General features: G+C 67.4%; 17 protein-coding genes. 15 read left to right on the forward strand and 2 right to left on the reverse strand.

Going from position 1 to position 23,984, the window contains the following annotated elements:
* The first annotated feature begins 15 nt into the window (after positions 1 to 15).
* The 5 genes from F0U60_RS06035 to gyrA all read left to right on the forward strand — a co-directional run bounded on the left by F0U60_RS06035 (position 16) and on the right by gyrA (position 5,993).
* Complete coding sequence (locus F0U60_RS06035; protein WP_395815229.1) at positions 16 to 582, forward strand: hypothetical protein; 567 nt, start codon at positions 16 to 18, stop codon at positions 580 to 582.
* Between the two features lie 56 nt (positions 583 to 638).
* Positions 639 to 947 (forward strand): hypothetical protein, encoded by a 309-nt coding sequence (locus F0U60_RS06040; RefSeq protein ID WP_395815232.1) that lies wholly within the window; start codon positions 639 to 641, stop codon positions 945 to 947.
* Positions 948 to 1,044: 97 nt separating this feature from the next.
* Positions 1,045 to 1,851, forward strand: coding sequence for a tetratricopeptide repeat protein (locus F0U60_RS06045; protein ID WP_395815235.1), 807 nt, complete (start codon positions 1,045 to 1,047; stop codon positions 1,849 to 1,851).
* A gap of 20 nt (positions 1,852 to 1,871) precedes the next feature.
* Complete coding sequence (locus F0U60_RS06050) at positions 1,872 to 3,029, forward strand: hypothetical protein (protein WP_395815238.1); 1,158 nt, start codon at positions 1,872 to 1,874, stop codon at positions 3,027 to 3,029.
* Positions 3,030 to 3,218: 189 nt separating this feature from the next.
* Entirely contained in the window at positions 3,219 to 5,993 is a 2,775-nt protein-coding gene (gene gyrA, locus F0U60_RS06055; protein ID WP_395815241.1) for a DNA gyrase subunit A, read from the forward strand.
* Positions 5,994 to 6,111: 118 nt separating this feature from the next.
* Here the strand turns inward: gyrA and F0U60_RS06060 are convergent, their stop codons facing one another.
* Positions 6,112 to 10,512, reverse strand: a complete 4,401-nt coding sequence (locus tag F0U60_RS06060; RefSeq protein WP_395815244.1) for an AAA family ATPase — start codon at positions 10,510 to 10,512, stop codon at positions 6,112 to 6,114.
* 220 nt (positions 10,513 to 10,732) lie between these two features.
* Between F0U60_RS06060 and F0U60_RS06065 the strand changes: the two genes are divergently transcribed.
* Positions 10,733 to 11,782: a proline iminopeptidase-family hydrolase gene (locus tag F0U60_RS06065; RefSeq protein WP_395815247.1), complete on the forward strand. Its 1,050-nt coding sequence runs from the start codon at positions 10,733 to 10,735 to the stop codon at positions 11,780 to 11,782.
* 23 nt (positions 11,783 to 11,805) lie between these two features.
* Positions 11,806 to 12,570: an esterase family protein gene (locus F0U60_RS06070; RefSeq protein ID WP_395815251.1), complete on the forward strand. Its 765-nt coding sequence runs from the start codon at positions 11,806 to 11,808 to the stop codon at positions 12,568 to 12,570.
* 144 nt (positions 12,571 to 12,714) lie between these two features.
* Here F0U60_RS06070 and F0U60_RS06075 read toward each other — a convergent pair whose 3' ends face one another.
* A complete protein-coding gene (locus F0U60_RS06075; protein ID WP_395815254.1) occupies positions 12,715 to 14,148 on the reverse strand; it encodes a S28 family serine protease in 1,434 nt (477 codons plus the stop codon).
* Positions 14,149 to 14,371: 223 nt separating this feature from the next.
* Between F0U60_RS06075 and F0U60_RS06080 the strand changes: the two genes are divergently transcribed.
* The 8 genes from F0U60_RS06080 (at position 14,372) to nrfD (ending at position 23,961) form a co-directional block, all read left to right on the forward strand.
* Positions 14,372 to 16,030, forward strand: coding sequence for an ATP-binding protein (locus tag F0U60_RS06080; RefSeq protein WP_395815258.1), 1,659 nt, complete (start codon positions 14,372 to 14,374; stop codon positions 16,028 to 16,030).
* 2 nt (positions 16,031 to 16,032) lie between these two features.
* Positions 16,033 to 16,746, forward strand: a complete 714-nt coding sequence (locus F0U60_RS06085) for a DUF7003 family protein (protein WP_395815261.1) — start codon at positions 16,033 to 16,035, stop codon at positions 16,744 to 16,746.
* A gap of 38 nt (positions 16,747 to 16,784) precedes the next feature.
* Positions 16,785 to 17,873 carry a hypothetical protein gene (locus F0U60_RS06090; protein ID WP_395815264.1) on the forward strand — a complete coding sequence of 363 codons (1,089 nt, stop codon included), beginning with the start codon at positions 16,785 to 16,787 and terminating at the stop codon, positions 17,871 to 17,873.
* A gap of 69 nt (positions 17,874 to 17,942) precedes the next feature.
* Entirely contained in the window at positions 17,943 to 18,116 is a 174-nt protein-coding gene (locus tag F0U60_RS06095; protein WP_395815266.1) for a hypothetical protein, read from the forward strand.
* A 204-nt stretch (positions 18,117 to 18,320) separates the two neighbouring features.
* Positions 18,321 to 18,626: a YkvA family protein gene (locus F0U60_RS06100; protein ID WP_395815269.1), complete on the forward strand. Its 306-nt coding sequence runs from the start codon at positions 18,321 to 18,323 to the stop codon at positions 18,624 to 18,626.
* Positions 18,627 to 18,761: 135 nt separating this feature from the next.
* Positions 18,762 to 22,010 (forward strand): formate dehydrogenase, encoded by a 3,249-nt coding sequence (gene fdh / locus F0U60_RS06105; protein ID WP_395815272.1) that lies wholly within the window; start codon positions 18,762 to 18,764, stop codon positions 22,008 to 22,010.
* A gap of 5 nt (positions 22,011 to 22,015) precedes the next feature.
* Entirely contained in the window at positions 22,016 to 22,807 is a 792-nt protein-coding gene (locus F0U60_RS06110) for a 4Fe-4S dicluster domain-containing protein (protein ID WP_395815275.1), read from the forward strand.
* 2 nt (positions 22,808 to 22,809) lie between these two features.
* On the forward strand, positions 22,810 to 23,961 hold the full coding sequence (gene nrfD / locus F0U60_RS06115) for an NrfD/PsrC family molybdoenzyme membrane anchor subunit (protein WP_395815278.1): 1,152 nt from the start codon (positions 22,810 to 22,812) through the stop codon (positions 23,959 to 23,961).
* Positions 23,962 to 23,984 lie beyond the last annotated feature (23 nt).

Here is a 23,984-nt window from a genome sequence, read left to right on the forward strand (position 1 = left end):
TGCCTGGGCGAGTTTATGACTTGGGTTCTTCAAGTCCTGATGTGGTGCGTCGCTTTTCTGACGCCCATTCATCATTCGAACTTGCCTGGGGTGCTTGACGGTCCGACGCATACCTCCGTTCTGAACTGCCCGATCCACTTCACCGACTTGTCGGGAGCAATTCCCGATTCGGTTCGGATGAACATGCTCGCGAGAATTCTGCGCGGCGAGGTCGCGGCGGCCGGCGATTACTACCTACTGGCCACAGGTACATCGCAGCTTCCGAAGTGGTTCACGGCATTTCAACAGGCTTTTGAGGCGGGAGGTCGCGCTCCCAACGCTTGTCGGTCAACTGCCAATGCGATTGCCGAGGGATTGAGACGGTTGGGTCAGAGCCCACAGATCATTCGCATATCCAGCTCGGGGGGCGACATGCTGTCGTGGAAAGGAAGGCAATTGGTGTCGGACAACAACTTCCATGCCGCCGTGCTCAGTGATGGAAGAATCTTCGATGCCTTCACGGGAGCCGTAGGGATGACCTGGCCCGAGTATCAAGCAGCCATGGCGTACCTGGGGTCGCTTCAGTACACGGTGATACCGTGAGCGCGATCCGACCACCGGAAGCATGGAAGGGCCGATTCGTTTCGACCCTGGAGGTTTTGCTCTTCATCCGCGAGCAGATTCTCGGCGGAGTGATGCCGGAGATGTTCTTCGGCAGGCTGGATGTCTGGTCGGTGGCTGCGTTTGTGCACGGCGTGCGGTTCCATCTGTACTGCGGTGGTGTCGAGGATCCGCAGTTCCAGGAGTTCGGCGCCTGGCTTCGAGATGTGCGAAACGAATTTCCAGCAGGCAAGGGGTGGGCCGGGCTGTATCTGGAGGAGTCCGGGGGAGATCATCAGGCGGCGATCCGAAGGTTCCTGGAGCGCTGTGCGGAGTACGACGCCCTGACGCGGCAGCGGGCCCTCTGAGAACCCGGGCCCGGCTGCGGGATGCCGCCGGGTCCCCCCGACGTTCCGGGTGCACCCGCGAGCAAGCCGCCTCGCGACTGGTTAGAGTCCTGTCACCATGGCGAAGACCGCACCCCGCAAGGCCCCGGCGAGCCAGAAGAAGGCCGTCCGCGCGGCTCCGAAGAAGAAGAGCGCTGTTCCCGCGAAGAAGAGCTCCGCCCCCGTGAAGAAGCGTGCGGCTCCGGCGAAGAAGCCCGCTGCCGCGAAGAAGCCCGCTGCTCCGGTGGCGCCTCCCGCGCCCGAGGAAACCGCCCCAAGCGAGACGACCCCCGCCGCCGAGCCCCTTCCCGACGTGAAGGCCCTCCCGGCTGGGGAGCCCGTGAGCGGCCAGGCGTTCCCCTTCGAGATCGACCCCAAGCGCATCGAGGAAGGTCTGCGCAAGCTGCGCGAGGAGGCTGTCCACTGGGCCAACAAGGGCCGCTACACCAAGGTGCGCTTCAAGTTCCGCGGCAAGCAGCTGCTGCCGGACCTGCCCCTCGCCGCCGTCGCCGCCGCCGAGGGCCTCACGTTCTACTGGGGCGGCATCCTGCGCGCGCTCGTCGTCACCGTGGCTGGCGGGAGCCTGCTCCAGGTGGAGCTCGTCAATGACGCGGACAAGCGCGTGCAGGCCGGCAAGGAGGCCCTGCTCGCCGGTGACCTGGACGAGGCGCTCGCCCTCTTCCGTGAGGCGCTCGCCATGGACCGCGACAACGTCGGCGCGCACCTCAATGTGGGCGTCGCCCTCAAGCTGAAGGGAGACCGCGAGGCCGCCCTCGCCTCCTTCGAGCGCGCGAAGGCGCTGGACCCAGAGGGCCCTCTGGGCGCTGAGGCCGAGCGGCTCGCTGCTCCTCTGCGACCCAAGGACACGATGGCCCAGGCGGGCTGAGCGCTATACTCCCGGGTACCATGGGAGTTCCGCCGGTCGAGGACGAATACCGCCTGCGCCTGGAGGGTCGGGCTGCTCTGCTCGAGCCCTCCCGGGAGCGCTACTACCGCCTGGTGCTGATGCTGGCGGAGTCCCGATGGCAGGAGCGGCTGCGGGGGGAACGGCCCCTGCTACGCGAGGTGGCGGCCCACCAGGAGGCGCTGGACGCGATGCTCGGCCCCGCCCTGCGCCGGGCCGAGGCCGAGGCCTGGCCCACCAGCAACCCGACCGTCCGCTGCCTGTTCGAGGTGCACTCGCTGCGCGAGCAGCTCGCCCGGGATGTGGCGCGCAAGCTCGGGCGCAGCGCCCGGGAGCCCCTCGGGAGCCTGATGAACGCCCTGGAGGACTGGCTGCTCACCATCCCGCGCGTGGTGCCTCCCCACCTGCGCTGGAGCACGGCCCTGGAGGTACTCCCGGACACGCTGCCCGCGCTGCGCGAGGCCTCGGCCTTCGGGACGCTCCTGGAGTCGCTCTTCGCCCACCCCATCCTCCTCACGGGCCGCATCCCGCTCACGAGCGCGCAGCGCGAGCAGTTGCACCAGCGCTGGGCGAAGGGGGAGGCGGCGCTGGCCTCGCTGTGGAACCGGCTGTCCGGGGTGGACGCAAACCGGGGCATCGTGACGGAGCTCCAGCGAGTGGCCACCCGGGCGCCGAGCCACCCGCCGCGCAACGGCCCTGAGCGGCTCGTTCACGCGGAGTATTGGCACCAGGAGGCCTGGGCTCGGGTGCGGCAGCTCGTCGAGGTACGGCTGGCCCCCATCCAGCTCGAGCCGGACGAGTACCTGAAGGTGTTCTGGTGGCTCCTCGAGCGAGAGTACGCGCCCCGCGTGCGGCTGACGGCCTCGGACTCCTTGGCGGACGCCCGAGCGGGGCTGATCGAAGTGGCCTACGAGCTGTGGGACGCCCAACGCCCAGATATTCCCGAGGACGAGCGTTGGACGGCCGCGCGCTGGGCTCGGCTGGAGGAGCAGGCCTGGCGGGCGGATGAAGATCGGGGTGGGGCGGACAGCGAGCGTGTTCGCGCCGTCTTTCGGGAGCTCATTCAGAAGCAGGGAATTGGGACGGCGTTCCTGCGCGGCTGGAAGGATTCGTCACACCTGGTGAAGTGGGTGCAACAAGCCCGCGAGCTCATCCGTTGAAGAGGTAGAAAAAAAACGGCCTGGAAGAGTGTCCGATGCCCCCCAACCGGGCAGGCTCGGGGCCCTCTTCTTGGCTACCCCCCATCACCCCCGTGTTTCCATTGTTGACGCTGGAAATTCCGGGGGTTACGTAGGCACGTTCCCCTGATGGGTCCCCCTCGGGAGGACCCTCTCCTGACCTCAGATTTCATGGCCGACGACACCACCGACAAGCCGGCAACGCCCCCCGCTCCTCCTCAAGGCAGCGTGGGAGAACTCATCCCCGTCAACATCGAAGACGAGATGCGCCGTTCGTATCTCGACTACTCGATGTCCGTCATCATCGGGCGCGCTCTGCCCGACGTGCGTGACGGCCTCAAGCCCGTGCATCGCCGCGTCCTCTACGCGATGAACGACCTGGGCAACTACCACAACCGCGCCTACAAGAAGAGCGCGCGCGTGGTGGGTGACGTCATTGGTAAGTACCACCCCCACGGTGACACCGCCGTCTACGACGCCATGGTGCGTCTGGCCCAGGAGTGGAGCCTTCGCTACCTGCTGGTGGATGGCCAGGGCAACTTCGGCTCCGTCGACGGCGACTCCCCAGCCGCCATGCGTTACACGGAAGTGCGCATGGACCGCCTGGCCGAGGAGATGCTGGCGGACATCGACAAGGAGACCGTCGACTTCGGTCCCAACTACGACGACTCCACGCTCGAGCCGCTCGTCCTCCCCACCAAGTTCCCCAACCTCCTGGTCAACGGCAGCACGGGCATCGCGGTGGGTATGACCACCAACATCCCGCCGCACAACATGACCGAGGTCATCGACGGGACGCTGCACCTCATCGAGCACCCCGAGTCCACCGTCCGCGACCTGATGCAGTTCATCCCCGGTCCGGACTTCCCCACCTCCGGCATCATCACCGGCCGCGAGGGCATCGTCCGGGCCTACGAGACGGGCCGCGGGCAGATCACCATCCGTGCCCGCACGGAGATTGAGACCTCCAAGAAGGGCGACCGTGAGAGCATCATCGTCACGGAGATTCCCTACCAGGTGAACAAGGCGCGGCTCATCGAGAAGATCGCCGACCTGGTGCGCGAGAAGAAGCTGGAGGGCATCAGCGATATCCGCGATGAGAGCGACCGGCAGGGCATGCGCATCGTCATCGAGCTCAAGCGCGATGCGCTCTCCGCCGTGGTGCTCAACAACCTGTTCGCCAACACCCCGATGGAGACCACCTTCGGGGCGGTGATGCTGGCCATCGACGCGGGCCAGCCGCGCACGCTCACCCTCAAGGAGCTGCTCGAGCGCTTCATCTCGCACCGCCGCGACGTGGTGACGCGCCGCAGCCGCTACGAGCTGCGCAAGGCGCGCGCCCGCCGCCACATCGTCGAAGGCTTGCTCGTCGCGCAGGACCTCATCGACCTGGTGGTGAGCCTCATCCGCGCCTCCAAGGACCCGGACGAGGCGCGCTGGGGCCTCATGAACATCCTGTCGCCCGCCCTCTACGACCACGAGCGCTTCAGGAACCTGCAGCGCATCGACTACGAGAAGGCGAAGGCGCAGATGGAGCTGCTCGTCTCGCGCGCGCGCAACGAGGTGCCGGCCTACTCGGGCCTGGAGCACCGCTACGAGGGCTCGGGCTTCAGCGAGGAGCAGGCGAAGAACATCCTCGAGATGCGCCTGCAGCGCCTCACCGGCCTGCAGCGCGAGGAGCTGTTCCGCGAGCTCGTGGACCTGGTGAAGGACATCCTCCGCCTGGAGGACATCCTCGCCAACGAGTCGAGCCTGCTCAACGTCATCAAGACGGAGCTCAAGGAGATCCGCGAGCGCTACGGCGACAAGCGGCGCACGGAGATCACCGGCGCGGCGGAGGAGATTACCAGCGAGGACCTCATCGCCGAGGAGACGATGGTGGTCACGCTGTCGCACACGGGCTACGTGAAGCGCTCGCCGCTCTCCGAGTACCGGGCGCAGAAGCGCGGTGGGCGCGGCAAGACGGGGGCGACGACGAAGGAGGACGATTTCGTCACCGACCTCTTCGTGGCGAGCACGCACGCCTACCTGATGCCCATCACCAACAAGGGCCGGCTCTACTCGCTCAAGGTGCATGAGATTCCGCTGGCGGGCCGCACGTCGCGCGGCAAGGCCATCGTGAACCTGGTGCAGTTCGGCGAGGGTGAGCGGCTGGCGCAGGTGCTGGTGACGCGCGAGTTCGGTGAGAACCAGTACGTCTTCTTCGTCACCAAGCGGGGCGTGGTGAAGCGCACGGACCTGTCGGCGTTCGCCAACGTGCGCGCGAGCGGCATCATCGCGCTGGGCATCGATGACGGGGATGAGCTCGTCGCGGTGAAGATCACCGACGGGACGAAGGACATCCTGCTGTCCACGGCCACGGGCATGAGCATCCGCTTCCCGGAGAGCGAGGTCCGCTCGATGGGTCGTCAGGCCTACGGCGTGAAGGGAATCACGCTGGAGGACGGTGACGAGGTGGTGGGCGCGGACGTGGTGGAGAAGGACACCACCATCCTCACGGTGACGGAAAATGGCTACGGCAAGCGGACGGAGGAGGGCGAGTACCGTCAGCAGGGCCGCGGCGGCAAGGGCATCATCGACATCAAGACCACCGAGCGTAACGGCAAGGTGGTGGGCCTGGTCCAGGTGACGGACAAGGACGAGGTGATGCTGGTGACCAACGGCGGCATGCTCATCCGCATGAAGGCGAAGGAGATCTCCGTCATCGGCCGCAACACGCAGGGCGTGCGGCTGATCGCCCTGGAGAGCGCCGAGGAGAAGGTGACGGGCATCTCGAAGCTGCCGGAGTCGGACGAGACGGAGGAGAACGGAGGCGAGGCCGAGGCGTCCGCGTCGTCCGAGTCGCCCGCGTCCGAGCCCGCCGCGGAGGCGCCGGCCGTGGAGGCGTCGTCGGAGTCCGAGTCGTCGGAGTCCGGGTCGTCCGAGCCGGAGCCCGAGCAGAGCTGAGCCGCCAACCCTTCCCTCTCATGTCGTGAGAGGGGTTGAGAGAGGGCTGGGTGAGGGTCATCCTCCCCCGGCCCTCTTCGCGTTTTGAGGCGGAGTGGGAAGTCCTGCGCGGTTGGGGTTAGGCGAGCGGGAGCTCCAGCGTGGCCGTGGCGCCTTTGCCCGGCCCCTCGCTGTCCAGGGTGAGCCGTCCTCCCAAGGACTTCGCTGTCAGCGCGCTCGAGTAGAGCCCCAGGCCCTGCCCGTCCGAGCGCGTGGTGAAGCCTTGCGAGAACAGCCGCTCCCGGTGCTCCGCGGCAATCCCCTTGCCGCTGTCCATCACCTGGATGCGCGCGGTGCTCCCCTCTGCGTCGAGCCGTACCCGCAGGTGCCGCTGCGCCTCGGCCACATCGATCATGGCGTTGCGGGCATTGGTGATGAGGTTGATGAGGATTTGCAGCACGCGGTGCTTGTCCAGCCGCGCCTTGGGCCGTGCGCGAAGCTCCCGGGTGACGGTGATGCCATAGCGCTGGAGCGCGGGCAGCTGGATGTTCAGCGCGTCCTCGACCAACTGGGACACTTCGCACTCCTCGGGCAGGAGCGAGTGTCTGGCATAGGCCTGCTGGGTTTGGAGGATGGCGCGCATGTGATCGATCTGCTCCTTCAGCTTCCCCGCGCTCTCCTTCAGCGACGCGTGCTCGTTGAGCAGCTCATCGGCCAGGCTGAAGAGATAGCGCACCAGCTGGGGGCCTCGCGGCTCCTGCGTCAGGAAGCCGGCCAGGTCATCCCGATGCTCCTCCAGGAGGATCGTGAGCTGCTTGAGCCGGGCCATGCGGGAGGTGTCCACCTTGTCGCGAAGAATCTGGGCGTTGAGGATGGCGCTGGTGAGGACGTTGCCCAGGTTGTGGAGCACGTTGGCGGTCAGCTCGCTCACGTTCGACGTGCGCGTCGAGTCCGCCAGCCGGGCCTGGGCCTGCTTGAGCTCCCACTCGTGCTCCTCCAGGCGCTGGGTGAGCTCGGCGTTGGCGCGGCGCAGGGTGGCCTCGGCGTGCTGGACCTCGGTGTGCCGTCGCGCGTTCTCGAGGAAGGTCGCCGCCTGTGAGGCCAGCTGTCCGACCTGAGAGAGGCGCGCCGGGGTGAACGCGTGCGGCGAGACGGTGTTCTCCAGGTACAGCACCCCTCGAAGCTCCTTCTGGTGCATCAGGGGTAGGCTGAGCACCGAGCGGATCCGTCCGCTTTCGAAGCAGGCATCAGACGTGAAGGAGTGCGGCAGGCTGGCGTCGGCGATGAGCACGTGTTCCCGGGTTCGCCTGACGTAGGAGAGCAGGTTCCAGGGCAGCTCCTCCTCCCGGGTCCCCAGGAGCGCCGCGACCATGAGCTTGTCGCCCTGGGCCAGCAGGAGGGCTCCATGTTGGGCGCCCGCGTTCTCAGCGGCCACGCGCACCAGTGTCGCCGTCAGCCGTTCGAGGTCCAGCTCTCCCGCGAGGGCCTGCTGCACCGACTCCTCAAGAGGGCGGGGGTCCTGAGGGGTGGTGAGGGGAATCAGATGGGGCCACTGCTCATCCAGGTGCCGGACCTTCCCCAGCGCGCCCCACTTCAGGTAGTACTCCCGGGCGTATCGGGCATAGGCATCAGAGAAGGTGGGCACCTGACGCTCGCGCCAGAACCTCGCGGCCAGCTCGCAGCCCAGGCCCACGTTCTGGATGAAGCCGTGCGCGTTCGCGGAGTGGACGGACTCCTCATAGGCCCGGAGCGCATCCTCCATGCGTCCGGTGAGGCGGGCGAGCTCCGCGGCGACGAGCCGCTCGGGGGCATAGAAGTTCTCGGGACAATTCTCCGCCCACTCCGCCAGTTGCTGATGGTGCTGTTGAATGGACTCCAGGTACTGCGGTTTCTCTTCCGGCGTCGCCGTCGGGTAGCAGGCCGCCAGGGACAGGGCCCGGTAGAGGTGGAAGCTCAGCAGCTGGATGTGGCCGAGCGAGGTCGAGATGCTCTCCGCGGCCCGGTTCCCCGCCTCCAGCGCCTGCGCGTAGGCGCCGCACATGAAGCGCGACTGCATCTTGATGAGCCAGTACCAGCACCGGCTCATGTTCTCGGGGGTCAGGCTGGCCTCGAAGGCCTCCTCCTCGAAGTCGTCGCCGCTCAGCGTGTCGAACGAGCGCGACAACCCGCGCAGCTGCTGCACATAGCGCTGGACGTGGTGGATGACGTCCTGCACGGACGGGAAGTCGGCCCGGCGCGCGAAGTCGAGGCGCGCGATGGACTCCTGGTAGACCTCCTCCAGGGGGTGTCCCAGCACAAGGCGGTCCGTGACGATGTGGTTGCTGCAGTAGCCGGCGACCTGGTAGTCCCCGCTCCGCAGCGCGTGGAGGAAGCCGTCGCGAACGTGCTCCAGCGATTGGGCGATGGGCCGGACCCAGTAGCTGGTCAGCTCCAGGCTGAAGAGCGCCCTTCCCCGTGCGGAGGAGAAGGCGTGGCGCTCGACCAGCGCGTATGCCAGCTCATTGAAGGCATGGCCCTCCTGGTACCGCTTGAAGGCGGACCCCAGCATCAGGCCATACCAGCCGTACCCATGGACGGACGCCTCGCAGTTGCCGTGCCGGAGGCTCAGGGAGACCATTTTGCACAGGTGGAGGATGAGCAGATTCTGGTCGGTGTAGATGGCCGGCGTGAAGAGCGAGGAGAGCAGCTCCATCACCGCCTTCATGTCCGGGTCGGTCATGAGCGGCAGCTCGATGAGGCTCTCGATGGAGCGCCCTCCCATCAAGGTCCACACTTCCTCGTGTGCGGCCACCATCTCCTCCCGGGACGGCTGGGGAGGCATCGGCATGCCCAACTGAGCCAGGCCCTCGAGCAGGCAGGTTCTGGCGTCGAGGAGTTCATTGGCGGCGAGGAGGATGTCGCTCGCCAGGCGGTAGACCGCCGCCATCTCCACGCGAGTCCGGGCCCGGGGCCGGAGCGTCTCCACCAGGCGGCGTGCCTCGGCGGCGTTGCCGCTCATGAACTCGCTGTGCGCCCGGTCCAGTTGGAGCTTGAACGCCAGCTCCGGGTCCGTCTCCCAGGGGTCGCCTGGAATGAGCGTGAAGGCTATCGCGAAGAAGTCCGCGGCCGACCGGAACGCGGTCGAGGCGCGGGCCTTCCAGCCCGCCTCGGCGTTCAGTCGCGCGATGCGGTGGCGCTCCCCCGCGTCGCCCAGCAGCTCCGCCGCCGCGTTGAGCTGCCCCACCACATCGAAGAGCTTCTCACGGACCTCCTCGGGAGACAGGCTCGCCAGCATCATGCGGCCGATGCGTAGGTGAACGGCCTTGCGCTCCTGCGCGGGGATGAGCTCGTGGGCCGCCTGCTGGATGCGGTCGTGGAGGAACCGGCACTGCCCCGGACCGGCGCGCACGAGCATGCCCTCGCGGATCGCCTCCTCCAGGCCCGACTCCACCTTGCTCGGCTCCGCGCCGGAGATGATGACCAGCAGCTGGCGTGAGAAGACATTGCCCATGCAGGCCGCGAGCTGCAGCAGGTGCTGGGTCCGGACGGGCAGCTGGCGCAGCCGGCTCACCATGAAGTCGACGACGTTGTCGGAGTAGTCCTTCGCCCGGACCCCCGCGGCATCCCACCGCCACCCTCCCTCGGACGTTCGGGTGAGCAGGCCGTCATGGTGCAACGTCAACATGAACTGGGTGAGGAAGAACGGGTTGCCGCCCGTTTTCTCGTGGGCCAGGGCTGCCAGCGTGCCGACCATGGTCTCCCCAGCACCCACGAGCGAGTCCGCGACGAGCTGCTGGATGTGCTCGCGACTCAGGGGCTCGAGCTGGAGCTCCGTCATCCGCACTCCCTCCTTGCGGAGCTCCGTCAGCATCATCGCCAGCGGGTGAGAGGGGCTCACCTCGTTGTCCCGGTAGGCGCCGATCAGCAGCAGCGGCGGCGTCTCCGGGTGGGGGAGCAGGAACTGGAGGAGCTTGAGGCTGGCCAGATCGGCCCACTGCAGGTCATCCAGGAAGAGGACGAGCGGGTGCTCGGGCGTGGCGAACACCCCGAGGACCTTCTGGCTCAGTCGGTGGAGGCGGCGCTGGGCCTCATTGGCAGGCAGCTCGGGGACCGCCGGCTGCCGGCCCACGAAGCGCTCCAGCTGGGGCGCCACCTCGACGAGGACCTGTCCCTGTTCGCCCAAGGCGTCGCGCAGCCGCTCGCGCCACCGGGCGCTCTGCTCCTCGGGGACCTCCAGCAGTTGCTGCATCAGCCCGATGAGGGACTGCGCCAGGGTGGCGTAGGGGATGTCCCGTTGGAACTGCTCGGCCTTTCCACTCAGGAAGAATCCCTGTCGCCGCACCACGGGCTCCCGCAGCGCGTGCACCACCGAGGACTTTCCGATGCCGGAGTAGCCGCGGACCAGGATGAGCTCCGAGCGGCCTCCCTGGGCAACTCGCTCGAAGCCTCGCTGCAACGTGGCGACATGCGTGTCCCGTCCGTAGAGGCGCTGGGGGAGCTGGAAGGGGCTGCGCGTGTCTTGCGCGCCACCGCGGAGGGGAGCTCCGGGAAAATCATGCATGGTGATGGAACTGCTGGGTCGAGGCGTTTGATGCGGGGGGGGATCATGCCATCTCCCACGCTCTTCCGCCTGGGGGGGCGGGCGGCCTTGTACCCCGGTACAACACTGCACTCGTCGGAGCTCATAAGGACAGCGCCACCTTCCATGGGCCCGGAGTACGCTGCCGCGCGAGCAGCGGGCCCTCAGCCCGCGGCCTTTGCCCCCCGGAGTCCCTCCTGACATGAAGACGAACGCTTCAACGCTGTTCGCAGTCGGTGCTCTCCTCCTCCTCCAGGCGTGCGCGGCGCATGCCCCCGCCAGCTCTCGCTACTTCGATTCGAGCGGACGCCCCGACGTGCTGAGCGGCGGCGCGCGGCGCATTGAAATCTCCACCCCGCAGGGCCCGTTCAACGTCTGGACGAAGCGCGTAGGGAACAACCCCACCATCCGGGTACTGTTGCTACACGGTGGCCCTGGCGGGACGAGCGAGTACTTCGAGGCCTTTGACAGCTACTTCCCCGGCGCGAGCATCGAGTACTACTACTACGACCAGCTTGGCTCCTTCCGCAGCGACCAGCCTGACGACGCAAAGCTCGCAGCGCTCCTCGGCACGGAGCGCTCCGTCGAGGAGGTTGAGCAGGTGCGCCAGGCGCTCGGTCTCAACCGCGACAACTTCTATCTGCTCGGCCACTCCTGGGGCGGCATCCTCGCCATCGAGTACGCGCTCAAGTACCAGCAGCACCTCAAGGGCCTCATCATCTCCAACATGATGGCGAGCATCCCCGCGTACAACGCGTACGCGAAGAACGTGTTGATGCCGCGGATGGACCCGAAGGTGCTCGCCGAGGTGCAGGCGCTCGAGGCCGCCAAGGACTACACGAACCCGCGCTACATGGAGCTGTTGGTGCCCCACTTCTACGAGCACCACATCCTGCGCATGCCGGCAGCCCAATGGCCCGAGCCGGCGTCGCGCTCCTTCTCGCACACCAACCAGAAGGTCTACGTGCCCATGCAGGGCCCCAGCGAGATGGGCGCGAGCGGCATCCTCGAGAAGTGGGACCGCACGAAGGACCTGAAGGCCATCACCGTGCCCACGCTGACCATTGGTGCGCAGTACGACACCATGGACCCCAAGCACATGGAGTGGATGGCGAGCCAGGTCCAGCACGGCCGTTACCTGCACTGCCCCAAGGGCAGCCACATGGCCATGTACGACGACCAGCAGACGTACGTCACCGGCCTCATCCGCTTCATCCAGGACGTGGACGCGGGTCGCTTCGAGCGGCAATAAACCCACGAGAGGGACCTGTCTTCATGTCATACGTCGATCCAAACCTGCGCCGAGAGCTCTTCGGTTGGTACAGCCACCGGTTGGGCATGGACATGCCCATCGTTCGCTATGGCCACTGGGGCCCGGCGATGTTGCTCTTCCCCACCGCCGGAGGCGACTTCCTCGAGGCTGAGCGCATGGGGCTCATCCAGGCCGTCGCGCACCACCTGTTCGCCGGCCGATTCCAGCTCTTCAGCATCAACAGCATCAATCCCTGGGCGTGGATGAACCCGGGCATTCCCTTGCACGAGAAGGCCCGTAACCAGGCGCTCTACTCGGACTACGTCGAGCAGGAGGTCGTCCCGCACGTCCGCCGCTGCCTGGGGAATGACCACGCGCGCATCGGCGCGGCGGGGGCCAGCTTCGGGGCCTTCCATGCCGCCAACGCCTTCTTCCGGCGCCCGGACTTGTTCGAGCTGCTCCTCGGGCTGGGCGGCTTCTACGACCTCCAGCCGGAGTTCCTCCACGGCTACTGGAGCGACGAGGTCTACTTCAACAACCCCGTCTCCTACGTGCCAAACCTGCCCGAGGGCCCGAACATGGACCTGCTCCGACACCACAGCCGGATCCACCTGGTGACGAGCCGCGGCGCGTGGGAGAACCCGGGGTACTCCGAGCACCTCAGCCACCTGCTGCACCAGCGTGGCATCCCCCACAACCTCGACATCTGGGGCCACGACATGCCCCATGACTGGCCCACCTGGTACCGGCAGCTCGACCACTACGTGGCGGAGCGGCTCGGGTACTAGGGCGCATCGAGGCGCTCGCGGCTCAGGTCCGCGTCTTCAGCTCGCCGTTCTTGATTGACGGTGCATCCAGTGGCTCCTTTTCCGGTTCTCTCGAGCCGGAGAGTAGCCGTTGGCTCCGGCTCGGGTCGCCGGGCCGCCTGGAGCTCACTGTTCAGCCCGTCTGAACAATCTGGAGGGGGGCGGCTCGGTCACGACGTACGCGGTGGCGGGCTCGACGCCGAGCCAGGTCGAGAGCCGGTCCAGGACGAACTGCCGATCTGCCTCGGTGAGCTGGGTGATGTTGGCGGTGTGGTCCCCGTCAGGGACGTAGAACCGGTACGAGTCGTTGCGCTCCCGCACCTCGAAGGGGCGGGCAGACCAGGGATCGTTCTGGCCGTAGATGAAGATCATGCGCTGGGCGTCCTTGCGCACCCAGTTCTCCACCTTGCGCATGATCGAGTACTCGAACGGCTGCGTGACGGGCACGGGCGAGTAGATGGAGGGCACGTCCTCTCCCGGGTAGTGCAGCAGGCCCTGGAGGTGGGACTCGTCGTAGAGTGGAGCGCCGAGCTGCGTGGCCGCCTGGTAGTAGTACGGGCCGTAGTACTCGATGCTGAGGTCATCGAAGCTCAGCGCGAAGGCCGAAGCGGAGTCGATGAAGGCGAACAGCTCAGCGGCGGGTGCATCCGGCGAAGGGAGCTTCGAGCACGACGGCAAGCCGAGCATCTGCCAGAAGTAGAAGGGGAACTCGAGGACGCCGAACTCGAAGGCCCGGTCCACCCCCAGCCAGTGGAAGCTCGTGGACCAGTCCTCGGCGGTTTCGGCCATGAGGGGCAGCATCTCCTCGCGGCGGCGGAGTGCGGCCTTCTGGATTTCCCGGAGCTGCTCGCGGCAGGCCGCGTCACCGACAGTGTCGATGAAGTGGACGTACCGCTCGTCCGAGGGGCCGTGGTTGCTCGGGGCCCCGTTCGCCAGGGTGGCGACCACGTCATCCGGGTAGAAGTAGCGGTGGTAGACGCCCGTCATCCCTCCTTTGCTGGTGGCGGAGGAGACCCACTTGCCGGTGTAGACAGGCTTGAGGGCTTCGACGACGCGGTGGATGTCCGAGGCTGCCTGCTGGATGTTGAGGTGCTCGTAGGTTGCGGGCTGCGGGATGGACTCCCCGAAGAAGCGGTGCTCGACGTAGAGTTGGTTGCCCTGCAGCATTCCAGTGAGCGGAGTCTCCCTCACGATGGGGACGACAGCGTAGCCGCTGGTGATCATCACCATGGGCGCCGTGGTGGAGCGGTGCAGCAGCGTCATGAACTGGGAGAAGCGCCGTCCCTCGGGGTCCCGGTGATCCACCGGCTGCTCCAACCGGAGGTGGAAGATGCGCGTGCCCGGGATACGCGAGACCTGCTCAGTGACCGACAGCCCGGGAACGGCGCTGAGCTGGACGAGGATGTCGGTGGGCTCGGAGGCATTCCGGCTCGCGAGCGTCTGGGGGTTGGGGTTGTGGGGTGTGGCGCTCGCCTCGGGTGGGGCGACAGTCTGGAGGAGCAAGGCCAGCGCGGGAGCGGCCAGGGTGCTCTTCCAGCGGAACGTGCGCTTCTTCGTCATGATGAACATCTCCCGTTTGCAGTGGCGCACACGAGAGTAGGTGCCCCGGCCAATAGGGCGGATCCGATGCTTGCTTTTTGGAGGGTTCACTCGCGGAGCAGGTGGGCCTGCTCACGCCCGGGCCGCGGTGGTCCGCCTTTTGAAAAGGTGCAATCATCCTTCAGGACTGACATGCCATCGAAGGGGCGCGGGGGGAGTTCCTGTTGGAACGAGGTGAGGCGAGATGTGCACCAAGGGGCGTGAGCCCGACCAGGCCATGAGCCCGGGGTTGGAGCAGGTGCGGCGGGTCTCCCCGGACGCCGCCCTCCAGGCCCTGCTCACGGGCACCGGAGCGGCGGTTGGTCCTGAGTTCTTCCGGGCGCTCGTCCGGCAGGTGGCCGAGGTTTTTCGCGTCACCAGCGCCGTGGTGGGTGAGCGCAAGCCCGGTCAGGACACCCTCCACCCGCTCGCCGTCTGGAGCCAGGGAGACTTTCGCGAGGAGCAGCCCCTGGCGCTGACCGGCACGGCCTTCGAGCAGGTCCTCACCCAGGGGGTCTTTCACTGTCAGGAGGCCGTGGACACGCACTTCTCCGAGGACGGCTGGCTTCGCCGGCTCGGCCCGGGTGGGTTCCTGGGCATGGCGCTGAGGAGCTCGCGGGGGGAGGTGCTCGGAGCGCTGGCGCTCCTGCACGACGCGCCGCTCGAGGTGGGCCCTCCGGACCTCGCACTCCTGGGGGCCTTCGCCTCGCGCCTGGTCGCGGAGCTGGAGCGCCTTCAGGCACAGGCCGGGATGGAGCAGGCGCGGGACTTCCTGCGCAAGGTCCTCAACTCCATTCAGGATCCCCTCTTCGTGAAGGATCGCGCACACCGGTGGATCGTCGCGAACGACGCGTTCTGCCGCTTCATGAACCACCCCGAGGCGGAGTTGCTCGGCAAGTCCGATTACGACTTTGTTCCCTCTCATGAAGCGGATGTCTTCTGGCGTCAGGACGAGCTGGTCTTCGGCTCCGGCCAGCCCAACGAGAACGAGGAGTCCATCACGGACAGTGCCGGGCTCACCCATACGCTTGTGACCAAGAAGGCCGTCTTCACCGGCGCGGACGGGCAGCCCTACCTCGTTGCCGTCATCCGGGACATCACCGAGTACACGCGCCTGGAGACGCAGCTGCGGCTGGCGGACCGGATGGTGGCGGTGGGGACGATGGCCTCCGGAATCGCGCATGAGATCAACAACCCGATGGCCTACGTCAGCGCCAACCTCTCGTTCCTGCGCGAGCAGCTCTCGCAGGAGGATGTGACGGAGCTGGACCTGGTTGAGCTGCGTGAGGTGGTGGCCGAGGCGATCGAGGGGGCGGGGCGTGTTCGTTCCATCGTCGAGGATCTGAAGGGCTTCACACGCTCGGACGAGAAGCGTCTCGGTCCGGTGGAGCTCCCGCAGGTCATTGATAGCGCGCAGCGGCTGGTGCGCCACCAGCTACAGACCCGCGCCCGCCTGGTGCACGCGCTGGAGCCGGTGCCGCCCGTCTTCGGCAACGCGGCGCGCCTGGGCCAGGTGCTGGTGAACCTGTTGGTGAACGCGGTGCAGTCGTTCTCCGTGCGTGACCCCGAGCGCAACCTCATCCGCATCTCGTCCCGGACGAACGGGGCGGCCCAGGTGGTGGTGGAAGTAGAAGACAATGGGCGGGGCATGGAGCCTGAGGTGTTGAAGCGCCTCTTCAGCCCCTTCTTCACCACCAAGCCGGTGGGAGAGGGCACGGGCCTGGGTCTGGCCATCAGCCACGCCATCATCGAATCCATGGGTGGGCAGATCGAGGTGCGCAGCACGCCGGGACGGGGAAGTACCTTCCGGCTGGTGCTGCCAGTCTTCTCGGAAGGTGTACCCCCTGTTGGACAAGGAGCTTGAGCATGCCCCTGAACGCGTCAGAGATTCTGGCGATGCTGGACGAGGCGGCGGCGCGGTTCACGTTCCCGGTGCTCGACAACGGCTACGTCTACCCGGCGGACGTGCGCTTGAGCGGGTTCTCTTCGGGGGCGCAGTGGGCGCTCGTCATCGAGGTGTTGGGCTTCAACACCCGGGCGGGGGGCACGGAGGGCTTCGACGTCGCGCTCTACCGGCTGGGCAACTGCATCCCCAAGGGCAAGGAGGGGCAGGAGGGATTCCGGCTCGACTTCGTGTTCCCGGTGGACGACGGGCCCTCCGGTGAGCTCCTCGTGGAGCGGTACGGCGAGCTCATCTCCCCGGCGGCTCGCGACGTGCTGATCCGAGGGAAGGTCGTGCCCCTGCCCGCGCCCGAGGCCTACCCGCGCGAGGAAATCCAGCTCGTCGAGCCGACGGCGCTGAGGGCCTACGAGTTGTTGCGGGCACTCGTTCCGGAGCACCGGGAGCAGCTGTTGGCGACGGACGAGGAGCTGCGGGAGGAGCTGCCTCGCGACATGCCCCTGCGGGTGCGTTGGGATGCGTGGCGTCACCCGGATGTGGCGGGCGGCGAGCGTCCCAGTGGGCTCGAGACGTTTCGCCAGCTCGCGGAGGCCCTGGCACGAGGAGAGGGGGCGGGGCTGGTGCCGCCCGAGCCGCCCAACACCCACTGGTCCCACTGGCCTCTCGCGGGACAGCTCTGAGCGATGACCTGGGCCCAGCCCGGGTCGGGAGGCGCACCATGGTAGAGAGCCCATGGCTCTGGTTCTTTCCCCGAGCGGACGATTCGCTCCACGAGGTGGTTGAGCGGGCTGTCGCGCACTTCAGTGCCGCCGGGCTCTCGTTACAGCCCCGGGAGTCGCCCTCGCTCGTGGACGGAGGAGGAGTCGACGCGAGTGGCCTCATCACCATGGCCGAGCAACTCGCTTCCGTCGGCGTCGAGCCGGAGCAGGGGCCCGCCAGACATCGAGTGTGCTACTGGGCCCTGGCCCGGGATGGCGGGTGGCTCACGCGGGTCGGGGTGCCCATGCTCGAAGCCTCGCCCGAGGGTCCGAGGCTCCGCTTCATTCCAGAGGCACCGCTGTCCCTCGAGCTCACCCGGCACGAGGGGACATCTCCCGCTTCGACAACAGCCAGGCTGATGCTGTCGCGTGTCCTCTTCGGCGAGATGGCCCACCCCCTCGAGGGCCTCGCGAGGATGTTCGAGGAAGACATCCTGCGTCTGGGCCCCTGGCCCGAGGTGGAACATGTGCGCGGCGTGCTGGCCCGTGCGATCGAGGAGGCGCGAGTGCTCGACGTCGCAGCGTGTGAGTGGCGCTCCCGTGTGCTCGAGGCCGTCGAGACCTTCATCGCAGATGTGACGCGACCTGGGGAGAAGGTGCTGCGCGGACCGCGGCAATATGAGGCACCGCTTCCGTTGACCTGGCCGGAGAGGAGCCAGGAGGAGTGGTACCTCGAAGCTTGGGTGGAGCGGTTGTCCTGGGGCGCTCCGGGGGAGGAGCGGGCGCTCGCGTATTGGAAGGAGGAGGGGCGCTCTCCGCGCTGGGAAGCACTGGCGCGCCTGTGCACAGCGAAGTCGACCTTCGAATCGAAGGTGGCCATTCTCGCCAGTCACGATACCGATGAATCGTTGAGGGAGCTGGCGGGTTTTGTCGCCGATCCAAACTGGCCCGGAGCGGCGCTGGCGTGGTCGGAGCTCACCCGGCGCGGTGCCCGGGCACGGCCGGCGCTCGAGTTGGCGCTGCGAGATGCGGAGGCGTGCGCCGACACGGATTGGCGCGACATCCTGCTCGACCTGCTCGATCGGCTCCCTCCGGTGTCGACGCCCTGAACCAATTGAAGAAAGTCCCAGCAGAGGGGCGCGAACGAATTAGAGCTGGGGCTCTACGGAGGAATCACCATGAGTGCTCTGCGTGATGGGTGGAAGAAGCTCGGTCTCTGGCTCTCGGTGCTGTTCCTCGTGCTGGGGCTGTTCTGGGCCTGGAGCGCGATGAGCATGGCTACGCTCCACGTGCCTGTTTGCCCCACCTTCTCGCTGGATGCTCAGGCTCCTGAGTGTCGGCACCCGATGTAGGGGCTGCTTGGCGGCAGTGCGATGACCGGAGTGGGATTGCTCGGCTGCATCTGGGCCGGCTACCAGCGGTGGAGGCGTGCTCCGGTCTCCGTCACATCCCATCAGGGTTGATGGAGATTGGGCAGGGCGGCTTGCTCCACAGGCGACTAGGCGCCTACCGTGAGGGGTCGCAATGGAGATCGACCTCCCATCGTAGGAGAGGACATGAACGTCGCTGGCCTTCGAGCAATGGGGACCCGGTTCTTCCGCTACGTGCGAGACCCGCGCGTGCCGCTGTGGCGGCGGCTCGCCGGGTTGTTCGCCGTCATCTACTTCGTCCTCCCCGTGGACGCGCTTCCGGACTTCCTCCCCATCCTGGGGTGGTTGGATGACGTGGGCGTGCTGTCCGCGGCGGCCTTCTTCATGGTTCGCGAGGTGCAGCGCTACCAGCTGGATGTTTCCGCGTGGCCGACGCCAGTCGCGCCGGGCGAGGCGAACCGGGCAGGCACCCCGCCGCTCCGCGATCGCTGACAGGGCAGGGGGCTGCCTGCTCCCCTCCTGTTCATTCCAGGAAGCCGCATCCTGTACTCCAGTCGAGGGGGACTCACGTCGAGTTCTCCGAGTGAGCAATGTCCTCGTGCTCTCTGCCCGAACTGGAGGCGCACCGTGGGACTGCTGGACTTGCTCGCTCGCTGGCCAGTGATTCGGCAGCTGAGGGCTCGAGACCTGGATGGACTCGGGCTGACAGTGGCCACCGAGCGCAGCGAGCAGCTGCGGCCGCGCACGCGCGATGCCGACGCGGTAAAGCGCTCCGTGTGTCCTTACTGTGCCGTGGGATGCGGGCAGCTCGTCTATACGAAGGACGGGCGCATCACAGACATTGAAGGGGACCCGGAGTCTCCTATCTCGCGCGGGCGGCTGTGTCCCAAGGGCGCGGCCTCCTTCCAGCTCGTCACCGGCTCGCACCGAGAGAAGCAGGTGCTCTACCGGCGCCCGGGTGGGACGCGCTGGGAGACCATTCCGCTCGAGCAGGCCATGGAGATGGTCGCCCAGCGGGTGAAGAAGACCCGCGACGAGACGTGGGAGGCCCGCGACATCAACGGCCATGAGGTGCGCCGCACGCTGGGCATCGCGCACCTGGGCGGAGCCACCCTGGACAACGAGGAGAACTACCTCATCAAGAAGCTCTACACCTCGCTGGGCATCGTGCAGGTGGAGAACCAGGCTCGAATATGACACTCCTCCTCGGTGCCCGGTCTGGGCATCTCGTTCGGCTTCGGTGGAGCCTCCAACTACCAGCAGGACCTGAGCAACGCTGACTGCATCCTCATTCAGGGCAGCAACATGGCCGAGTGTCACCCGGTGGGCTTCCAGTGGGTGATGGAGGCGAAGGCGCGGGGTGCCACCCTCATCCACGTGGACCCGCGCTATACGCGCACCAGCGCCATGTCCAACCTCCACGTGCCCATCCGCGCGGGCTCGGACATCGCGTTCCTCGGCGGGCTCGTCCGCTACGTCCTGGAGAACGAGCGCTACTTCAAGGACTACGTCGTCCACTACACCAACGCCGCGGCGATCATCCGCGAGGGGTTCCAGGACACCGAGGACCTCGAGGGACTGTTCAGCGGTTGGAAGCCAGACGAGGCCCGGTACGATCCCGCCACCTGGCAGTACGAAGGGGCCAGCGGCACCATGGCCGCCGGTGGCCAGAAGCAGCTGTACGCCGAGCCCGGTGCCGGTGAGTCCACTCCGCGCGAGACGCAGCTGTCGGCCGAGAGCCACGACTACACGCTTCAGCACCCACGCTGTGTCTTCCAGCTGCTACGGCGTCACTTCTCCCGCTACACGCCGCACATCGTGGAGCAGATCTGCGGCATCCCCCAGCAGCTGTTCCTCAAGGTCGCGGAGGCGCTCTGCCAGAACTCGGGACGCGAGCGCACGAGCGCCTTCTGCTACTCGGTGGGCTGGACGCAGCACCTGGGCGGGGTGCAGTACATCCGCACCGCGTCCATCCTGCAACTGCTGCTCGGCAACATGGGGCGTCCGGGCGGAGGCATCCTCGCGCTGCGCGGCCACTCGTCCATCCAGGGCTCGAGCGACATTCCCACGCTCTACAACATCCTGCCCGGCTACCTCCCCATGCCCCACGTGCGCAGCGTGGACCTTGAGACGTACCTGAAGACGAACCAGGCCCAGTCCGGCTGGTGGGGCGAGATGCCCAAGTACATGGTCTCGCTTCTCAAGGCCTACTTTGGGGACGCGGCCCGCGCGGACAACGACTATCTCTTCGGCCACCTGCCGCGGCTCACCGGGGACCACTCGCACCTCACCACCATCACGGACATGGCCGATGGCAAGGTGAAGGGCTACTTCGTCATGGGGCAGAACCCCGCCGTGGGCTCCTCTGGCGGCGCGTTGCAGCGCAAGGGATTGCGTGAGCTGGACTGGCTGGTGGTGCGCGACCTCGTCCTCAACGAGACGGCCGAGTTCTGGCAACGCTCGCAGGAAATCGAGAGCGGCGAGGTGCGCCCCGAGGACATCCAGACCGAGGTCTTCTTCTTCCCGGTCGCCGCGCATACGGAGAAGGAAGGCACCTTCACCAACACCCAGCGGCTGCTGCAGTGGCGTGAGAAGGCCATCGAGCCGCCCGGGGAGGCGCGCAGCGAGCTGCACTTCATCTTCCACCTGGGGCGCCGCCTCAAGGAGCTCTACGCCTCGTCGCGGGAGGCGAAGGACCGGCCCGTGCAGGATCTCCTCTGGGACTACCCGGTCTCCAGCCCGCACCAGGAGCCGGAGCCAGAGGCCGTTCTCAAGGAGATCAGCGGCTACCGGATGGGCAGTGGGGCGCCCGTGCGTGACTTCACCGAGCTCGCCGCCGATGGCTCCACTGCGTGCGGGTGTTGGATCTACTCCGGCTGCTTCGCGGACGGGGTGAACCAGACCGCGAGGCGCAAGCCAGGCCAGGAGCAGAGCCTGGCGGCGCCCGAGTGGGGCTGGGCGTGGCCGGCCAACCGGCGTCTGCTCTACAACCGCGCCTCGGCGGACCCCGAGGGGCGGCCCTGGAGCGAGCGCAAGAAGTACGTCTGGTGGGATGCGCACGCGCAGCGGTGGACCGGCGAGGACGTGCCCGACTTCATCGTGGACCGACCGCCGTCCTATCGGCCGCCCGAGGGGGCCACAGGAGTGGTCGCCCTCTCCGGCATCGATCCCTTCCTCATGCAGGTGGACGGCAAGGGATGGCTCTTCGCTCCCACGGGCATCATCGACGGGCCGCTGCCCACGCACTACGAGCCGCAGGAATCCGTCATCCAGAACCCGCTGTACCCCAAGCAGCAGTGCGATCCGATGCGGCAGGTGTGGCGCCGCCGGGATAATCCCTATCACCGTGCCTGGGATGATCCGCGCTACCCCTACGTGCTCACCACCTACCGGCTCACCGAGCACCACACGGCGGGCGGGATGAGCCGCTGGCTGTCCTGGCTCTCGGAGCTGCAGCCGGAGATGTTCTGCGAGGTGTCACCCGAGCTGGCGCGCGAGCGAGGGCTCATTCACGGTGGCTGGGCGACGGTGTCTACCGCGCGAGCGGAGATTGAGTGCCGGGTGCTCGTCACCGAGCGGATGCGACCGCTGAAGCTGAACGGGCGGCTGGTCCATCAAATCGGTCTGCCCTACCACTGGGGCGTGGTGGGACGGGCGCGAGGGGACAGCGTCAATGAGCTCATCGGCTTCGTGGGTGACCCCAACGTGAGCATCCAGGAGTCCAAGGCCTTCACCGGGACCATCGTGCCTGGAAGACGCGCCGAGCGCCGGGGGGCGATGGCTCGGAGGAGGCCGCCTCCGCTCCCGCCCGGCACGCGCGAGCTGAATCGGGGTGCCGGACCCAGGTTTCCAATGCAGGAGAGGAAGGAGCAGTAGCGCCCATGGGACAGAAGGGCTTCTTCACCGACACCACCCTCTGCATTGGTTGCAAGGCGTGCGAGGTGGCCTGCAAGCAATGGAACCAGTTGCCGGACGACGGCTTCCATCTCACCGGCATGTCCTATGACAACACCGGGCACCTGGGCTCGGCCACCTGGCGGCACGTGGCCTTCGTGGAGCGGCCGGTGCCGATGCCGGGCCAGCACTCGGGGCTGGAGAACTTCTCCTGGCTGATGATGTCGGACGTGTGCAAGCACTGCGAGCGCGCTGGGTGTCTGGAGGCGTGCCCCACCGGCGCCATCATCCGCACCGAGTTCGACAGCGTCTATATCCAGCCCGACGTGTGCAACGGCTGTGGCTACTGCGTGGTGGCCTGCCCCTTCGGCGTCGTGGACCGGCGCGAGGACGACGGCCGGGCGTGGAAGTGCACCCTCTGCTACGACCGGCTGAAGGACGACATGACGCCGGCGTGCGCCAAGCACTGCCCCACCGAGTCCATCCAGTTCGGCGACCTGGACGAGCTCCGGCAGCGTGCGCGGACTCGGGTGGAGCGGCTGCACGCGCTGGGCGTCACGGACGCATACCTCTACGGGGTGGATGCGGAGAACCAGCCGGGCACCGGTGGCCTCAACGCCTTCTTCCTCCTCATGGACAAACCCGAGGTCTACAACCTGCCGCCAGACCCCGTGGTGCCCACACTCAAGGGCCGCAAGAGCTGGGCCATGGTGGGGCTGGGAGCGCTGGGCATGGCGGCGCTCGCCTTCGGCTCGGTGCTGCTGGGACTGGAGGAGTGAGCATGGAGGAGCAGGATCCACTGAAAGAGGCGGAGCGGCGCAGCGATGGGCGCAACGTGGACCCCGCGCTCGGAGTCCTCCAGGGCGAGGGCTCCCGGCAGCGGGTGAAGCAACTCGATGAGCCTTACCCCACGGCTTCCGTCCCGCTGGAGGAGGGGGAGCGGCCCTCTCAAGCCGGTCCCGAGGAGCCGGCGCCCACGTATTACGGTCTACCGGCCGTCAAGCAGCCCGTGTGGATCTGGAGCATCCCGCTGTACTTCTACGTGGGCGGGCTCGCCGGGGCCGCGAGCCTGCTCGGCGTGGTCGCGGACTTCGGCGGACGAGGGCGGCTTGAGAGGCTCGCGCGGCGCTGTCACTGGGTGGGCGCCGTGGGCGACGCGGTGAGCGGGGCCTTGCTCATCCATGACCTCGGGCGGCCCGAGCGCTTCCTGAACATGCTTCGGGTGTTCCGGCCCCGGTCTCCCATGAGCCTGGGCTCGTGGATTCTCGCGGCCTCCGGCGCGGGCAATGCCGCGGCGGTCCTGTTCGCGCACCAGCGCGGAGTCTTGGGCAAGGTGGGCCGGGCGGCGAGCGTCGTCGGCGGAGGGCTCGGCGTTCCGCTGGCCGGCTATACCGCCGTGCTCCTCACCAACACGTCTGTCCCCCTCTGGCAGCAGACGTACCGCACCTTGCCGCTGCTCTTCATGAGCTCCGGGGCGGCGAGCTGCGGCGCCCTTCTCGAGCTGTTCCCCCTGAATCGCGCCGAGCACCGGGTCGCGCGGAGCTTCCGGCTGGGCGGCACGGTGGCGCAGATCGTGGCGTCCTATGCGGTGGAGCGGGAAGCGTCGCGCTCGGAGCAGGTGGTCCGGCCGCTGAAACAGGGGGCCCCGGGGGCGCTGTGGAAGACGTTCCAGGCGTGCACCGTGGCGGGCCTCGCGCTGTCGCTGTGGCCCGGACGCCAACGCTGGAAGACGGTGGCCGCGAGTGCCTTGACCACCGCGGGGGCGCTGGCGCTGCGCTTCGCCATCTTCCACGGGGGCAAGGTGAGCTCACTGGATCCCCAGGCCACGTTCCGCTCCCAGCGGGCGGGGCTCGGGGCGGCGGAGGTGGGGCCGGCCTCGCAAGTCCTCCGGGACTCCCGGCCCGAGCGCTTCGCACTCCCTGTCGTGCGCTGAACCTGGCTGGCCAGGGTACGAGC

The organism is Archangium minus, assembly GCF_044360475.1.
GTDB classification, from domain to species: Bacteria; Myxococcota; Myxococcia; order Myxococcales; family Myxococcaceae; genus Archangium; species Archangium minus.

What these genes read in the sequence shown, in the direction of transcription:
- F0U60_RS06035 (WP_395815229.1), top strand. Translation starts at nt 16, where the DNA reads ATGACTTGGGTTCTTCAAGTCCTGATGTGGTGCGTCGCTTTTCTGACG.
- F0U60_RS06045 (WP_395815235.1), top strand. Translation starts at nt 1,045, where the DNA reads ATGGCGAAGACCGCACCCCGCAAGGCCCCGGCGAGCCAGAAGAAGGCC.
- F0U60_RS06050 (WP_395815238.1), top strand. Translation starts at nt 1,872, where the DNA reads ATGGGAGTTCCGCCGGTCGAGGACGAATACCGCCTGCGCCTGGAGGGT.
- gyrA (WP_395815241.1), top strand. Translation starts at nt 3,219, where the DNA reads ATGGCCGACGACACCACCGACAAGCCGGCAACGCCCCCCGCTCCTCCT.
- F0U60_RS06060 (WP_395815244.1), bottom strand. Translation starts at nt 10,512, where the DNA reads ATGCATGATTTTCCCGGAGCTCCCCTCCGCGGTGGCGCGCAAGACACG.
- F0U60_RS06065 (WP_395815247.1), top strand. Translation starts at nt 10,733, where the DNA reads ATGAAGACGAACGCTTCAACGCTGTTCGCAGTCGGTGCTCTCCTCCTC.
- F0U60_RS06070 (WP_395815251.1), top strand. Translation starts at nt 11,806, where the DNA reads ATGTCATACGTCGATCCAAACCTGCGCCGAGAGCTCTTCGGTTGGTAC.
- F0U60_RS06075 (WP_395815254.1), bottom strand. Translation starts at nt 14,148, where the DNA reads ATGACGAAGAAGCGCACGTTCCGCTGGAAGAGCACCCTGGCCGCTCCC.
- F0U60_RS06080 (WP_395815258.1), top strand. Translation starts at nt 14,372, where the DNA reads ATGTGCACCAAGGGGCGTGAGCCCGACCAGGCCATGAGCCCGGGGTTG.
- F0U60_RS06085 (WP_395815261.1), top strand. Translation starts at nt 16,033, where the DNA reads ATGCCCCTGAACGCGTCAGAGATTCTGGCGATGCTGGACGAGGCGGCG.
- F0U60_RS06090 (WP_395815264.1), top strand. Translation starts at nt 16,785, where the DNA reads ATGGTAGAGAGCCCATGGCTCTGGTTCTTTCCCCGAGCGGACGATTCG.
- F0U60_RS06095 (WP_395815266.1), top strand. Translation starts at nt 17,943, where the DNA reads ATGAGTGCTCTGCGTGATGGGTGGAAGAAGCTCGGTCTCTGGCTCTCG.
- F0U60_RS06100 (WP_395815269.1), top strand. Translation starts at nt 18,321, where the DNA reads ATGAACGTCGCTGGCCTTCGAGCAATGGGGACCCGGTTCTTCCGCTAC.
- F0U60_RS06110 (WP_395815275.1), top strand. Translation starts at nt 22,016, where the DNA reads ATGGGACAGAAGGGCTTCTTCACCGACACCACCCTCTGCATTGGTTGC.
- nrfD (WP_395815278.1), top strand. Translation starts at nt 22,810, where the DNA reads ATGGAGGAGCAGGATCCACTGAAAGAGGCGGAGCGGCGCAGCGATGGG.